The sequence below is a fragment of the Streptococcus sp. oral taxon 061 genome, assembly GCF_964211575.1.
Lineage (GTDB): Bacteria > Bacillota > Bacilli > Lactobacillales > Streptococcaceae > Streptococcus.
In genome coordinates, this window is record NZ_CAXOQQ010000002.1 from 142,964 (window position 1) to 156,993 (window position 14,030).

Annotated in this window: 13 protein-coding genes; 10 read left to right on the top strand and 3 right to left on the bottom strand. The window is 39.5% G+C overall.

Annotation, left to right across the window (positions count from 1 at the left end):
• Positions 1 to 144 precede the first annotated feature (144 nt).
• Both AB8E63_RS02315 and AB8E63_RS02320 read left to right on the top strand, forming a co-directional pair.
• On the top strand, positions 145 to 1,074 hold the full coding sequence (locus AB8E63_RS02315; protein WP_368909752.1) for a metal ABC transporter solute-binding protein, Zn/Mn family: 930 nt from the start codon (positions 145 to 147) through the stop codon (positions 1,072 to 1,074).
• Positions 1,075 to 1,081: 7 nt separating this feature from the next.
• Entirely contained in the window at positions 1,082 to 4,570 is a 3,489-nt protein-coding gene (locus AB8E63_RS02320; protein WP_368909753.1) for a pneumococcal-type histidine triad protein, read from the top strand.
• A gap of 26 nt (positions 4,571 to 4,596) precedes the next feature.
• Here AB8E63_RS02320 and pepT read toward each other — a convergent pair whose 3' ends face one another.
• The 3 genes from pepT to AB8E63_RS02335 all read right to left on the bottom strand — a co-directional run bounded on the left by pepT (position 4,597) and on the right by AB8E63_RS02335 (position 7,523).
• Positions 4,597 to 5,820 carry a peptidase T gene (gene pepT, locus AB8E63_RS02325; protein WP_368909755.1) on the bottom strand — a complete coding sequence of 408 codons (1,224 nt, stop codon included), beginning with the start codon at positions 5,818 to 5,820 and terminating at the stop codon, positions 4,597 to 4,599.
• Between the two features lie 22 nt (positions 5,821 to 5,842).
• Positions 5,843 to 7,216 (bottom strand): tRNA uridine-5-carboxymethylaminomethyl(34) synthesis GTPase MnmE, encoded by a 1,374-nt coding sequence (gene mnmE / locus AB8E63_RS02330; protein WP_368909756.1) that lies wholly within the window; start codon positions 7,214 to 7,216, stop codon positions 5,843 to 5,845.
• Between the two features lie 124 nt (positions 7,217 to 7,340).
• The gene (locus AB8E63_RS02335) at positions 7,341 to 7,523 is read right to left on the bottom strand and encodes a 4-oxalocrotonate tautomerase (RefSeq protein WP_156012064.1); all 183 of its coding nucleotides are present in this window, start codon (positions 7,521 to 7,523) and stop codon (positions 7,341 to 7,343) included.
• Between the two features lie 123 nt (positions 7,524 to 7,646).
• Here AB8E63_RS02335 and AB8E63_RS02340 point away from each other — a divergent pair, with 123 nt between their 5' ends.
• The 8 genes from AB8E63_RS02340 to AB8E63_RS02375 are packed head-to-tail and all read left to right on the top strand — an operon-like array spanning position 7,647 to position 14,019.
• Positions 7,647 to 8,237, top strand: a complete 591-nt coding sequence (locus AB8E63_RS02340; RefSeq protein ID WP_016465889.1) for a thymidine kinase — start codon at positions 7,647 to 7,649, stop codon at positions 8,235 to 8,237.
• Positions 8,234 to 9,313: a peptide chain release factor 1 gene (gene prfA, locus AB8E63_RS02345; protein WP_368909757.1), complete on the top strand. Its 1,080-nt coding sequence runs from the start codon at positions 8,234 to 8,236 to the stop codon at positions 9,311 to 9,313. Before AB8E63_RS02340 ends, prfA begins: the two co-directional genes overlap by 4 nt.
• On the top strand, positions 9,313 to 10,149 hold the full coding sequence (gene prmC / locus AB8E63_RS02350) for a peptide chain release factor N(5)-glutamine methyltransferase (protein WP_368909758.1): 837 nt from the start codon (positions 9,313 to 9,315) through the stop codon (positions 10,147 to 10,149). The genes prfA and prmC overlap by 1 nt, the downstream gene beginning before the upstream one ends.
• On the top strand, positions 10,133 to 10,735 hold the full coding sequence (locus AB8E63_RS02355; RefSeq protein WP_368909759.1) for an L-threonylcarbamoyladenylate synthase: 603 nt from the start codon (positions 10,133 to 10,135) through the stop codon (positions 10,733 to 10,735). The genes prmC and AB8E63_RS02355 overlap by 17 nt, the downstream gene beginning before the upstream one ends.
• Before the next feature lies 1 nt (position 10,736).
• Complete coding sequence (locus AB8E63_RS02360) at positions 10,737 to 11,183, top strand: GNAT family N-acetyltransferase (protein WP_368909761.1); 447 nt, start codon at positions 10,737 to 10,739, stop codon at positions 11,181 to 11,183.
• A complete protein-coding gene (glyA, locus tag AB8E63_RS02365) occupies positions 11,180 to 12,436 on the top strand; it encodes a serine hydroxymethyltransferase (protein ID WP_368909762.1) in 1,257 nt (418 codons plus the stop codon). Before AB8E63_RS02360 ends, glyA begins: the two co-directional genes overlap by 4 nt.
• A gap of 6 nt (positions 12,437 to 12,442) precedes the next feature.
• A complete protein-coding gene (locus AB8E63_RS02370) occupies positions 12,443 to 13,417 on the top strand; it encodes a nucleoid-associated protein (RefSeq protein WP_368909763.1) in 975 nt (324 codons plus the stop codon).
• Complete coding sequence (locus AB8E63_RS02375) at positions 13,417 to 14,019, top strand: lysozyme family protein (RefSeq protein ID WP_368909764.1); 603 nt, start codon at positions 13,417 to 13,419, stop codon at positions 14,017 to 14,019. The genes AB8E63_RS02370 and AB8E63_RS02375 overlap by 1 nt, the downstream gene beginning before the upstream one ends.
• Positions 14,020 to 14,030: the final 11 nt, after the last annotated feature.

Sequence of the window (14,030 nt, forward strand, 5' to 3'; positions counted from 1 at the left end):
TAAAGATGACTAGTGAGAACTGATCATGAAATCTAGTTCTCACTTTTTTCATGAAAATCCATAAAAAATATTGACATTTTAAGTTTTTAGGAGTAAACTATTTACTAGTTAATTAAATGGTTAAATACTAGTTAAGGAGTTGTTATGAAAAAAAGAAGTATTCTATGGGTCATGATTACCTTCTTTGTTCTCGTTTTAGGAGCATGTGGACAAAAGGCTAATCAAGATAATCGTAATGAAACTAAGGGAATGAAGATTGTGACTAGTTTTTACCCTGTCTATGCTATGGTCAAAGAAATTTCTGGTGACCTAAATGATGTTCGGATGATTCAGTCGAGTTCAGGTATCCATTCATTTGAACCTTCTGCGAATGACATTGCAGCCATTTATGATGCAGATGTTTTCGTTTATCATTCTCATACTTTGGAGTCATGGGCGGGAAGTTTAGATCCAAGCCTGCAAAAGTCTAAGGTAAAGGTCTTAGAAGCATCAGAAGGTATGACCTTGGAGCGCGTGCCTGGATTAGAAGATATGAAAGCTGGAGAAGGGATTGATGAGAAGACCTTGTATGATCCTCATACTTGGCTTGATCCTGAAAAGGTTGCTGAAGAAGCCCAGATTATCGCTGATAAGTTATCCGAACTAGACAGCGCTAACAAGGAAACTTACCAGAAAAACGCACAAAGTTTTAGTGCTAAAGCTCATGATTTGACCAAGAAATACCAACCAATTTTTGAAAAAGTCAATCAAAGAAATTTTGTAACTCAACACACAGCTTTTTCATATTTAGCGAAACGCTTTGGATTAAATCAACTTGGAATAGCTGGTATTTCACCAGACCAAGAACCAAGTCCGAGACAGTTAACCGAAATTCAAGAATTTGTAAAAAATTATAAGGTCAAAACTATCTTTACAGAGAGTAATGCTTCGTCTAAAGTTGCTGATACACTTGTCAAATCAACAGGTGTGAGTCTTAAAACACTCAATCCTTTAGAGGCCGACCCACAAAATGACAAGTCCTACTTGGAAAATTTAGAAGACAATATAGCTATTTTAGCTGAAGAATTGAAATGAGGAGTTTATGAAAATTAATAAAAAATATCTAGCAGGATCTGCAGTGGTCCTTGCATTAAGTGTCTGCGCTTACGCTTTAAATCAACACCAAGCGCCTGAGAACAAAGAAAATAACCGTGTATCCTATGTTGATGGGAAAGAGTCTGATTCTAAAAAGAATGAAAATCTGACACCTGATCAAGTTAACCAAAAAGAAGGAATAGAAGCCGAACAGATTGTTACTAAGATTACAGATCAAGGCTATGTGACTTCCCACGGTGACCATTTCCATTTCTACAATGGTAAGGTGCCTTTTGATGCCATCTTTAGTGAAGAATTGGTCATGAAAGATCCAAACTATCAACTAAGTGATGGAGATATTGTCAATGAGATTAAAGGTGGCTATATCATCAAGGTGGATGGCAAATATTATGTCTATCTTAAAGATGCTAGTCACGCAGATAATATTCGTACCAAAGACCAAATCGAGAAACAAAAACAAGAACACACATCAGATAGTAGCAGTACAAGTAATGAAGTTATTGCTGCCAGAGCACAAGGTCGATATACAACTGATGACGGTTACGTCTTTAATGCTGCAGATATTATTGAAGATACAGGTGACGCTTATATCGTTCCTCATGGTGGCCATTATCATTACGTTCCTAAGAGTGCTCTATCTTCAAGTGAATTGGCTGCCGCTCAAGCTTACCTTGCTGGAAAAGGAAGTCAACAAAGTTTAACAGACTACAAACCGATTCCAAGTGTTGAACCAAGTCATCAAGTAGAGAAACCAGCTACAAGCAATCCAGTACAAGAAGAAAATAATCTTCAAAAACTTCTAGAACAGCTTTACGCTTTACCAGTTAATCAACGCTATAAAGAATCTGATGGTTTGGTATTTGACCCGGCTAAAATTACCAGTCGTACGCCTAATGGAGTTGCTATCCCTCATGGAAATCATTACCACTTCATCCCTTATAGTAGTTTATCTGCTTTGGAGCAAAAGATTGCACGCTTGATGCCACTTTCAGGTCTAGTAACACCATCAAATCCTGTAGAAACTCCAAGTAAACCAAACGAAGACCATGATCACGACCATGATCACGAAGATGTTGATCATCAACACGAAGAAGACCATGACCACGATCATGCTAATCATCGACACGGTGAAGACCACGATCATGGCTTTGCTATTAATCGAGTGATTAGTGAGGACGACCAAGGTTTCGTAGTTTCACATGGAGATCACAATCATTATTTTTACAAGAAAGATTTGACGGCTCAACAGATTAAAGAAGCCCAGGAACACTTGAAAGGTAAAACCGAAGTTAAACCTAATCCATCAGATGAGCACCATGACGAAGACGGGCATGATCACCACCATGGTGAAGACCATAATCATGGATTCGATGCTGATCGAGTGATAAGTGAAGATGAAAAAGGATTTGTCGTTTCTCATGGGGACCACAATCATTATTTTTACAAGAAAGATTTGACGGCTCAACAGATTAAAGAAGCTCAGGAACACTTGAAAGGTAAAACCGAAGTTAAACCTAATCCATCAGATGAGCACCATGATGAAGACGGGCATGATCACCACCATGGTGAAGACCACGATCACGGATTCGATGCTGACCGAGTGATTAGTGAGGATGAACAAGGTTTTGTAGTTTCGCATGGAGACCATGCCCATTATTTCTTTAAGAAAGATTTATCAGCAGAGCAGATTAAGGCAGCACAAGACCATCTTCATGGCCAACAGCAAACAGAACCTGTTAAACCTCTTGCCAAGACGGTTGAAAGTTTCTCTAGAGATGCCAGCGATGAAGAAAAAATAGCTTATATTTCTAAAACATATGGCGTTCCTCTTGAGGCTATCAGAATTTCAAATGGATTCTTTGTATTTGGTAATCCAGACCAGGCTTATGACCCAACTCACATTCACCCTTACGCTGTTCGTAAGGAACACGTTCGTATTCCGATTCAAACTGGAGATGCAGAGCTTGATTTCCTAAACGAACTCTATACAACTGCTCTACGTGATGGTGTTTCTCCTTATAGCTTGCAGGTTGAAAATGGTAGCTTTGTTATCCCTCATGGTGACCATAACCACTACATCAAGGTTCAAACTAAAGGTTATGAAGTCGCTTTGAAAAACAAAATTCCTGCATTACAGTCAACTTACCAACCTGGTGCTTTTGATGAAAAAGCAGTCCAGTATAAGATTGATCAACTCTTGGCAGAAAGTCGCGAAATTTATAAAGATAAACCGATTTTACAAAGACAGATTGAACTTGCTTTGGGGCAATTTTCTGAGAATATGAAGAAGCTATCAACCAACTCTACTGCAGGTTATTTGGCAGCTTTGGATTTGTTTGATAAGCAGTATATTCACATTGACTCAAGTGTCAAACCAACAGAAATCAGTCCTTTAGACAAGAAATATCAAGCATTAGTAGATAAGATTAATACCTTAGACACAGATGCTTATGGACTTCCTAAGAAGGATTTATTGACTCAGCTTCAAGAAAATAAACTTGCCCAAGATGAAGCAGGTTTAGATGCAGTTGAAGCTAAGTTACTAGCTTTGCAAGATTTTAATGACCGTACTGGAGTTACAACAGTAGAATACATCAAGTATTTCTACCAACATCTATCTGACGGTCGTTTAAATGACACTCTTAGAAATAAAGTTGCCAACCTAACGTGGACACTTTATCAGTCACAATCCTTCCTTAAGGCAACTGACTTAAACAAACTCTTCCCAGAAATCTATCAAACAAAACTGGAAGTAGAAGAAGCACTGAAAAATGAGCCAGTTGCAAGCAAGGCTTCTGAAACAATCTTAGATACAGAAAAAGTGGATGGCCATAGTGCTAAAACTGCAGTCTATGAGTTCTTGAAAGGTTTGTATGATGATCTCAAGCCTGAGGAACAAAGTAACCATGTCTTAAAAGGGCAAGTAGAAGAGTTACTAACAAAAGCTAAAGAATTAGTGAATCAAGTCAATGAGGAGGGGGTTAAAGCTTCACTCTCTGACGAAGTGAAAAATCTGAACGTTGCTTTGGAGAAAGAAGACGCAGACCTTGATGAATTAAATACACAGGTTCAAGATCTTTTGAAACGTATTTCACTAACAATCCAAAATGAACGTGATAATTCGAAACAAGACCCAGAGGTTTTAGTTCTTTACCAAAAACTCTATAACGGTGTCATTGCTCTCCATACTTATTTGGAAATGAATAATGGTTCAGATGCTGACTTTGAAAAAGTAGATGCTCTGTTTGACAAGTTAAGTGCAGCAAGTAAAGACAAGCAAGCTTTGCTAACGGTCGCTCAAGAAATTGTTTCATTAAACCAAGAGCTTAGATCTAAAGCAACGCCAAGTCAAGAAACACCTGTTGAAGCAAAACAAGAAACAGCAGGTCAAGCTAGGACCGAAGTAACAAGTGAAGAATCAAGTTCACATTCAACTACTACAAGTCCTGAAACAAGTGACAAAGAAGTAAATTAAAAAGAAGTAGCATTGCTACTTCTTTTTTAGTCTTTATAAGCTACAATTCCAATAATAGTATCAACTGCACGTTCCATGGTTTGTAGGCTAACGTATTCAAAACGGCCATGCATGTTTTCACCACCAGCGAAGATATTTGGCGTTGGAATTCCCATAAAGGAAATCTTAGAACCATCTGTTCCTCCACGGATTGGTTCGATAATTGGTGTAATATCAAGACTTTCCATTACTGATTTAGCGATGGTGACTGGAGTCATATCCTTTTCAATGACTTCTTTCATGTTGTAATACTGGTCTGTCAAAGTCAAGGTTACACGATTGCTAGCAAGTTCTTGGTTCATCTTATCAGCGATAGCTTGCATAGTAGCTTTACGCGCTTCAAAGGTTTCTTTTTCAAAGTCACGAATGATATAGCTAGCACGCGCTTCCTCAACAGTTCCAGTTACATCCATGAGATGATAGAATCCTTGGTAACCCTCAGTCAATTCTGGGCGGTCACCAGCTGGGAGTTGGTTGTGGAAGTCAATTGCCAACTGAAGAGCGTTAACCATTTGTCCCTTAGCAGTTCCAGGGTGTACATTACGACCTTGGAAGTGAAGTTCTGCACCTGCTGCGGAGAAGGTTTCGTATTGCAATTCACCAAGAGGTCCGCCGTCAACTGTATAAGCAAAGTCGACATTGAAATCTTCTGCATCAAATTTGTTGGCACCAACACCGATTTCTTCATCAGGTCCAAAGCCGACACGAATTTCGCAGTGCTTAATTTCAGGATGAGCAGTCAAGTATTCGATGGCTGTCATGATTTCGGCGATACCTGATTTATCATCGGCACCGAGAAGGGTAGTCCCATCTGTAGTAATTAAAGTTTGTCCATGATATTTCTCTAAGCTCTTGAAATCGGTAGGATCTAGCTTGAAACCAGAATTACCTAGTTCGATAAGGCCACCGTTGTAGTTTTCAACTACTTGTGGATTGATACCTTCAGCATTAAAATCAGCCGTATCCATGTGGGAGATAAAACCAATTTTGCGAGTTAAACTTGGATCGTTAGCTGGAAGTGTACCGATAGCAAAACCGTTTGGCAAATAATAGACATTTTGCAAACCGACACGTTTCATTTCTGGAATGAGGACATTAGTCGCAAAGTCTACCTGACTCTGAGTACTTGGTGTAGTAGTAGAATTTTCGTCTGAACGTGTGTTAACCTTAACATAAGTTAAAAAACGCTCTAGTAATGTTGGATATTTCATCATAACTCCTTTTTATAATTTTTTATTTACCCAAACAAAATTGGCTGAACAACTGTGTAATGAGTTCATCTGGAGCAGCATCACCGGTGATTTCCCCAAGAATTTCCCAAGTGCGGGTCAAATCAACCTGAAGTAGATCGACTGGCATGCCCAGTTCGAGGCCTTCGTTAACAGCTTGTAAGCTTTCAACTGCCTTCTCTATCAAGGAAATATGACGGGCGTTGGATAGATAGGTAGCATCTTGTTCGACCAAGCCAGCATTTTCAAAGAAGAGGTTATTGATGCGCTCTTCAATCTTATCGATGTTTTGATTTTTAAGGACTGAAATGCGGATGATATCTTCCGGAAGTTCCTCTGTTTCAATAGCTTCTGGCAGGTCAGTTTTGTTAAGTAGAATAATGCGGTTGGTATCTTGACTAATTTCAAGAAGTTGTCGATCTTGAGCGGTTAGTGGTTCGCTGGCGTTTAAGACAAGTAAAACCAAATCAGCTTCTTTAAGGGCTTTTTTCGAACGCTCAACACCGATTTGCTCGACGATATCATCTGTTTCCCGAATACCAGCTGTATCAATCAACTTCAGTGGAACACCGTTGATATTAACGTATTCTTCGATGACATCTCGAGTAGTCCCTGCAATATCCGTTACAATGGCTTTATCTTCGCGCAGGAGGTTATTAAGTAGACTTGACTTCCCAACGTTTGGACGACCAATGATAGCTGTTGAAATCCCTTCTCGAAGAATCTTCCCACGACGTGCCGTTTTTAAGAGATTGGTTAAGAGTTGTTCAAATTCTAAAGTTTTTTCACGGACAACTGCAGTAGTGGCTTCTTCAACATCGTCATACTCAGGATAGTCGATATTAACCTCAACTTGTGCAAGTGTATTGAGAATCTCCTGACGAGTATTGTTAATGAGTTCAGAAAGGGAGCCATCTAACTGTTTGACCGCAATATTCATAGCCTTGTCCGTCTTGGCGCGAATAATATCCATAACGGCCTCGGCTTGTGTCAAGTCGACACGACCGTTAAGGAAGGCACGTTTAGTAAACTCTCCTGGTTCAGCCAATCGAGCACCTTCACGGATAGCCAGTTGTAGGATTTCATTAGTTACGGCGATTCCACCGTGGGTATTAATTTCAATAATATCCTCACGAGTAAAGGTCTTTGGAGATTTCATAGCACCAACCATGACCTCGTCCATAACCTTACCAGTCAAAGGGTCAACAATGTGGCCGTAGTTCAGTGTGTGGCTGGCAACTTTACTCAAGTCTTTGCCTTTAAAAATCTTTTGCGCAATGGCAAAACTGTCTGTTCCGCTCAAGCGGACAATACCAATGGCTCCTTCTCCAAGAGGTGTGGAGATTGCAGCAATGGTATCAAATTCACGTGTAATCATGTTAATTCCTTTTTTAAAATTGAAGCCTTTTATTTACTAATATCTCTTAAAATTGTAACAAAATAAAGTTTTTTATTCAACGAATGCCACTTATAATAAAAAGCCTAAGCATTTCGCTTAAGCTTTATTTAGTGCGCATTTCACCTTGTGGGAAATAAGTTCCCTCCAGCATATCGTTAATAATAACGTGAACAGCAGATTGTGGTGCACCAGTGTTACGAACCACGGCTTCCGTTACTTCCTTAGCTAAGGCTTTCTTTTGCTCTAGCGTGCGTCCTTCAAATAAATCGATGCGTACAAATGGCATAATAGTTCCCTCCACTCACTAAATGATTTCTTTTATTTTACCACATTTTGCCATTTAAAGCTTTGAGAAAATATGGTATACTAGAATGTAGCAAAAATTTAGAAATGGACGTGAAATAGAAGCATGGCACAGTTGTATTATCGTTATGGGACCATGAATTCAGGAAAGACCATTGAGATTCTTAAAGTAGCCTATAACTATGAGGAGCAAGGAAAGGGAGTTGTTATCATGACTTCAGCTCTGGATACGCGTGACGGTGTCGGTTATGTCTCTAGTCGCATTGGAATGAAAAGACCAGCAATTGCTATTGACGAAACCACAGATATCTTTGGATTTATCCGAGATTTACCTGAAAAACCTTACTGTGTACTTGTCGATGAAGCTCAATTTCTAAAACGTCACCATGTTTACGACCTGGCTCGTGTTGTTGATGAGTTAGACATACCTGTTATGGCATTTGGTTTAAAAAATGATTTTCGCAATGAGCTGTTTGAAGGTTCTAAACACCTCTTGCTTTTAGCAGATAAGATTGATGAGATCAAGACCATTTGTCAGTATTGTAAGAAAAAAGCGACCATGGTCTTGCGTACCCAGGATGGACTGCCTGTTTATGATGGTGAACAAATCCAGATTGGTGGAAATGAAACCTATATCTCAGTTTGCCGTAAACATTATTTTGCCCCTGAAATCAATAAGGAGAATAACACAGAATGAATATCTATGATCAACTACAGGCTGTAGAAGACCGTTACGAAGAGTTGGGAGAATTGCTCAGTGACCCAGATGTAGTCTCTGATACCAAACGTTTTATGGAGCTTTCAAAAGAAGAAGCTTCAACTCGTGACACAGTTACAGCCTATCGCGAATACAAACAAGTTCTTCAGAACATTATCGATGCCGAAGAGATGATTAAAGAATCTGGAGGAGATGCGGACTTGGAAGAAATGGCCAAGCAGGAACTTAAAGATGCTAAGGCTGAAAAAGAAGAGTACGAAGAAAAATTGAAAATCTTGCTTCTTCCAAAAGATCCAAACGATGACAAGAACATCATCCTTGAAATTCGTGGAGCTGCAGGTGGAGATGAGGCTGCACTTTTCGCTGGTGACCTCTTGCAGATGTATCAAAAGTACGCTGAAGCTCAAGGTTGGCGATTTGAAGTCATGGAGGCTTCTATGAATGGTGTTGGTGGTTTCAAAGAAGTCGTTGCCATGGTTTCTGGTCAGTCTGTTTACTCAAAACTCAAGTATGAGTCTGGTGCTCACCGTGTTCAACGTGTCCCTGTGACAGAGAGCCAAGGTCGTGTCCATACATCAACTGCCACAGTTCTTGTCATGCCTGAAGTGGAAGAAGTTGAATACGATATCGATCCAAAAGACCTTCGTGTTGACATCTACCACGCATCTGGTGCTGGTGGTCAGAACGTCAATAAGGTTGCGACTGCCGTTCGTATCGTTCACTTGCCAACTAATATCAAGGTTGAGATGCAGGAAGAACGTACCCAGCAGAAAAACCGTGAGAAGGCTATGAAGATCATTCGTGCGCGTGTTGCTGACCACTTTGCACAGATTGCCCAAGATGAACAAGACGCTGAGCGTAAGTCAACTATCGGTACAGGTGACCGTTCAGAACGTATCCGTACTTATAATTTCCCGCAAAACCGTGTCACAGACCACCGTATTGGCTTGACTCTACAAAAGCTTGATACAATTCTAGCTGGTAAATTGGATGAAGTTGTAGATTCCTTGGTTCTTTATGACCAAACACAAAAATTGGAAGAATTAAACAAATAATGAAATTAGCTCAAATATTTAAAGATTTTGAGGAAAAGTTAATAACACAAGGAGAGGAAGCAGAAAGCCTCTCCTTTGTCTATCGTAGCCTAAAAAATCTATCTTTTACAGACTTCGTCTTTGCCCTCCAGCAAGAAGTAACAGAGGAAGAGAAGCAATTTGTGGAAGAAATTTTCAAGAAATTAGCAGAACATATACCTGCCCAGTACATCATCGGTCATACTGAATTCTATGGAATGCAGTTAAAAGTCGATGAGCGGGTCTTGATTCCCCGCCCAGAGACAGAAGAGTTAGTGGAACTCATTTTGACTGAGAATCCTGAGAAAAATCTTAAAGTACTAGATATCGGAACAGGAAGCGGAGCCATTGCCCTTGCTTTAGCGAAAAATAGACCAAATTGGTCAGTTACGGCTGCGGATATTTCACAGGATGCCCTAGAACTTGCAACAGAGAATGCTAACGCTCAAAATCTAAATCTCTCTTTTATCAAATCTGACTGTTTCTCCGAAATTTCTGCAAAATATGATATAATTGTATCTAATCCACCATACATTTCTCGAGCAGATGAAGCAGAGGTTAGTTTGAATGTTCTGCATTCAGAACCACATTTGGCGCTTTTTGCTGACGAGGATGGTCTTGCAATCTACCGTAAAATCGCGGAAGGTTCCAAAGACTATCTAACTGATGGTGGTAAGATTTATCTTGAAATTGGCTACAAACAAGGTCAAAGTGTACCCGCTCTCTTTATGGAAAATATTCCTGATAAACGAGTTCGAACGCTCAAAGACCAATTTGGTCAAGATAGGATGGTTGTCATTGATGATGGAGAAGATTAAGCAAGAATTGGAAAAAGGTGGGGCTGTAGTTTTACCAACGGAGACTGTCTATGGTCTCTTTGCAAAAGCTTTAGATGAAAAAGCTGTTGATCATGTTTACCAGCTCAAACGTCGCCCTAGAGACAAGGCGCTCAATCTCAATGTTGCTAGTTTAGACGATATCTTGAACTTTTCCAAGAATCAGCCACCTTATTTACAACAACTTGTTGACAGTTTTTTGCCAGGGCCTTTAACCATTATCCTAGAAGCTAATGACAAGGTCCCTTACTGGGTTAATTCAGACTTGACGACTGTTGGTTTTCGCATGCCCAGTCATCCCGTCACTCTAGAATTGATTCGTGAATTTGGTCCCTTAATTGGCCCGTCTGCTAACATTTCAGGACATACAAGTGGTGTTAGCTTTAAAGAGATTCTAAAAGACTTGGACAAAGAGGTTCTGGGAGTAGAAGACGATTCTTTTTTAACAGGTCAGGATTCGACTATTATAGATTTGTCCGGAGAAAAGGTAAAAATTTTACGGCAAGGTTCCATCACTCAAGAAGACATTCTTGCCAAGATTCCCGAAATCTCTTTTGAGGAGGTATAAGATGCTACGTGATTTAAAAGCAGTAGATGTTGAAGCGATTTGTGTCATTAACAAAGAAGCTTTAGGTTATACTTTTAGTCCAGAGGAAACAGCTAGTCAACTAGCCAAACTGTCTCAAGACTCCCATCACTTCCTGCTTGGTTTTGAGGATTCAATTAGCCATGACTTACTTGGTTATGTTCATGCTGAGGTTTATGAATCCCTTTATTCAAAACCAGGTTTTAATATCCTGGCTTTAGCTGTTTTACCTCAAACACAAGGTAAAGGAATCGGTAAAACTTTGCTTCAAGGATTAGAACAGGAAGCAGAAAAACGTGGCTATAACTTTATTCGCTTAAATTCTGCAGACCATCGTACAGGTGCGCATGCATTTTATGAAAGAGTTGGTTATACCTGCGATAAAATACAGAAACGATTTATTAAGTTAATTAAAGGAGAAAAACTATGATTTTTGACAAAGATGATTTTAAAGCTTATGACGCGGATCTTTGGGATGCTATTGCTAAAGAAGAGGAACGCCAACAAAATAATATTGAATTAATTGCTTCAGAGAACGTAGTTTCTAAAGCTGTTATGGCTGCTCAAGGGTCTATCTTGACTAATAAATACGCCGAAGGTTATCCAGGACGTCGTTATTACGGTGGAACTGATGTAGTAGATATTATCGAAACTCTAGCTATCGAACGTGCGAAGGAGATTTTTGGAGCAAAGTTTGCTAATGTACAACCCCACTCAGGAAGTCAAGCCAACTGTGCAGCTTACATGGCTTTGATTGAGCCAGGTGACACTGTCATGGGGATGGATTTGGCAGCAGGTGGGCACTTGACTCACGGAGCTCCTGTTAGCTTCTCAGGTCAAACCTACAACTTCGTTTCATATAGTGTTGATCCTGAAACAGAACTCTTGGACTTCGATGCTATCCTGAAACAAGCCCAAGAAGTAAAACCCAAACTAATTGTAGCTGGTGCTTCAGCCTATTCTCAAATCATTGATTTTTCAAAATTCCGTGAAATCGCAGATGCTGTAGGTGCTAAATTGATGGTCGATATGGCTCACATTGCTGGTTTGGTTGCTGCTGGTCTTCATCCAAGTCCAGTACCATACGCACATATCACAACGACTACGACCCACAAAACCCTTCGTGGGCCACGTGGTGGTTTGATTTTGACTAATGACGAAGATCTTGCTAAAAAAATCAATTCTGCTATTTTCCCTGGTATTCAAGGTGGACCATTAGAGCATGTTATTGCAGCTAAGGCTGTTTCATTCAAAGAAGTATTGGATCCAGCATTCAAAGAATATGCTGCCAATGTTATCAAGAACAGCAAAGCCATGGCGGAGGTATTCTTGCAAGATCCTGATTTCCGCATTATCTCTGGTGGTACTGAAAATCACCTCTTCCTTGTTGATGTGACTAAGGTAGTAGAGAACGGAAAAGTAGCTCAAAACTTGTTGGACGAAGTTAATATTACCCTAAATAAAAACTCAATCCCTTACGAAACACTGTCACCATTTAAGACAAGTGGAATTCGTATCGGAGCAGCCGCAATAACTGCACGTGGTTTTGGTGAAGAAGAAAGCCGTAAAGTGGCTAAACTCATTATCAAAACCCTTAAGAATGCAGAAAACGAAGCTGTCTTAGAAGAAGTGAGAAATGCAGTCAAATTCTTGACAGATGCCTTCCCATTATACGAGGACTAATATTTTATGGATATTTATATTAAGAAAGCCATTATCCATCAGTTCAGCCCGGATGACACAGAGTTGTTTCTAGCGGATAAATTTCTCAATATCACTCCAAAAATCGAGGAATACTTGCGTAAAAAAGTGGAGCGTGTGTATTCTGATGATGCTAAAACTGGGATTTTTGAAGAGGATAACCCATTTTTTAACAACATTACAGAAGATTTAATGGAAACATCTGTGACGGTTGCCAATCTATGGAAAGAGGAATTCTCTGTATCTGAAAATCAAAAGACAAACGATTTGGTCTTTGTACAGTTTTCAAAAGAAGGAGTGGAACATTTTGCCTTCCTGCGAATTGCATTGCGAGAAACCTTAACACACCTAGGTGGTGAGGTTGATAATCCAATCAAACTGACTCAGAATAATCTACCAGGTTTTGGTACTGGAGCTGATGAAGCCCTTGTGGTTAATCTTCAAAACCGCAAGTATCACCTGATTGAAAAACGCATCAAGTACAATGGAGCCTTTTTAAACTACTTTTCTGAGAATCTTATTCAAGCACAACCAAAGATTTCACCTAAGAAATCAATCAAGGAACTTGAAAAAACGGCTCAAAAAATTGCCGAAACCTTTAATGCGGATGATTTTCAATTTCAATCCAAGGTTAAATCAGCAATCTTCAATAATATCGAAGAAAACAATGAGCTCTCTCCAGAAAAATTAGCTAATGATCTCTTTGACAACAATCTTACTGCTCGTCTAAGCTTTATTGATAGAGTCAAAGAAGCAGTACCTGAGCCAGTTCAGTTTGATGAGATTGATGCTAGTCGTCAGTTAAAGAGATTTGAAAATCAGAAACTTTCCTTGTCAAACGGGATTGAACTTATTGTTCCAAACAATGTCTATCAAGATGCGGAATCTGTTGAGTTCATCCAAAATGATAATGGAACTTATTCTATCTTAATCAAAAACATCGAGGATATTCAAAATAAATAATGTTTAAACTTATACGAAGAGTGCTGGTACTAGCAGTCTTCCTTTTCGCTGGATACAAAGCCTATCTCATTCGTCAGGATGTCAAACAAGTCATGACTTACCAACCCATGGTACGTGAAATTTTGAATGAAAGAGATACGCCAGCAAACGAAGAGCTTGTGCTCGCCATGATCTATACAGAAACTAAGGGTAAAGAAGGAGACGTGATGCAGTCAAGTGAATCTGCTAGTGGTTCTACCGATACCATAAACGATAATGCAAGTAGCATTCGTCAAGGAGTCCAAACCTTGACAGAAAATCTCTACCTAGCTCAAGAAAAAGGAGTGGATGTTTGGACAGCCATTCAAGCTTATAACTTTGGGCCTGCTTATATTGATTTTATCGCCCAAAATGGGAAGAAAAATACGATTGCACTAGCTAAGCAATACTCAAGAGACACAGTTGCACCGACATTAGGAAATACAACAGGGAAAACCTATAGCTACATTAATCCCATTTCTATCTTTCAGGGGGGAGAACTCTATGTCGATGGGGGAAACTATTATTACTCTAGACAGGTTCAACTAAATCTCTATATCATCAAAATTTTTAATCTATTTTAGCATCTAGAATT

What these genes read in the sequence shown, in the direction of transcription:
- AB8E63_RS02315 (WP_368909752.1), top strand. Translation starts at nt 145, where the DNA reads ATGAAAAAAAGAAGTATTCTATGGGTCATGATTACCTTCTTTGTTCTC.
- AB8E63_RS02320 (WP_368909753.1), top strand. Translation starts at nt 1,082, where the DNA reads ATGAAAATTAATAAAAAATATCTAGCAGGATCTGCAGTGGTCCTTGCA.
- pepT (WP_368909755.1), bottom strand. Translation starts at nt 5,820, where the DNA reads ATGAAATATCCAACATTACTAGAGCGTTTTTTAACTTATGTTAAGGTT.
- mnmE (WP_368909756.1), bottom strand. Translation starts at nt 7,216, where the DNA reads ATGATTACACGTGAATTTGATACCATTGCTGCAATCTCCACACCTCTT.
- AB8E63_RS02335 (WP_156012064.1), bottom strand. Translation starts at nt 7,523, where the DNA reads ATGCCATTTGTACGCATCGATTTATTTGAAGGACGCACGCTAGAGCAA.
- AB8E63_RS02340 (WP_016465889.1), top strand. Translation starts at nt 7,647, where the DNA reads ATGGCACAGTTGTATTATCGTTATGGGACCATGAATTCAGGAAAGACC.
- prfA (WP_368909757.1), top strand. Translation starts at nt 8,234, where the DNA reads ATGAATATCTATGATCAACTACAGGCTGTAGAAGACCGTTACGAAGAG.
- prmC (WP_368909758.1), top strand. Translation starts at nt 9,313, where the DNA reads ATGAAATTAGCTCAAATATTTAAAGATTTTGAGGAAAAGTTAATAACA.
- AB8E63_RS02355 (WP_368909759.1), top strand. Translation starts at nt 10,133, where the DNA reads ATGATGGAGAAGATTAAGCAAGAATTGGAAAAAGGTGGGGCTGTAGTT.
- AB8E63_RS02360 (WP_368909761.1), top strand. Translation starts at nt 10,737, where the DNA reads ATGCTACGTGATTTAAAAGCAGTAGATGTTGAAGCGATTTGTGTCATT.
- glyA (WP_368909762.1), top strand. Translation starts at nt 11,180, where the DNA reads ATGATTTTTGACAAAGATGATTTTAAAGCTTATGACGCGGATCTTTGG.
- AB8E63_RS02370 (WP_368909763.1), top strand. Translation starts at nt 12,443, where the DNA reads ATGGATATTTATATTAAGAAAGCCATTATCCATCAGTTCAGCCCGGAT.
- AB8E63_RS02375 (WP_368909764.1), top strand. Translation starts at nt 13,417, where the DNA reads ATGTTTAAACTTATACGAAGAGTGCTGGTACTAGCAGTCTTCCTTTTC.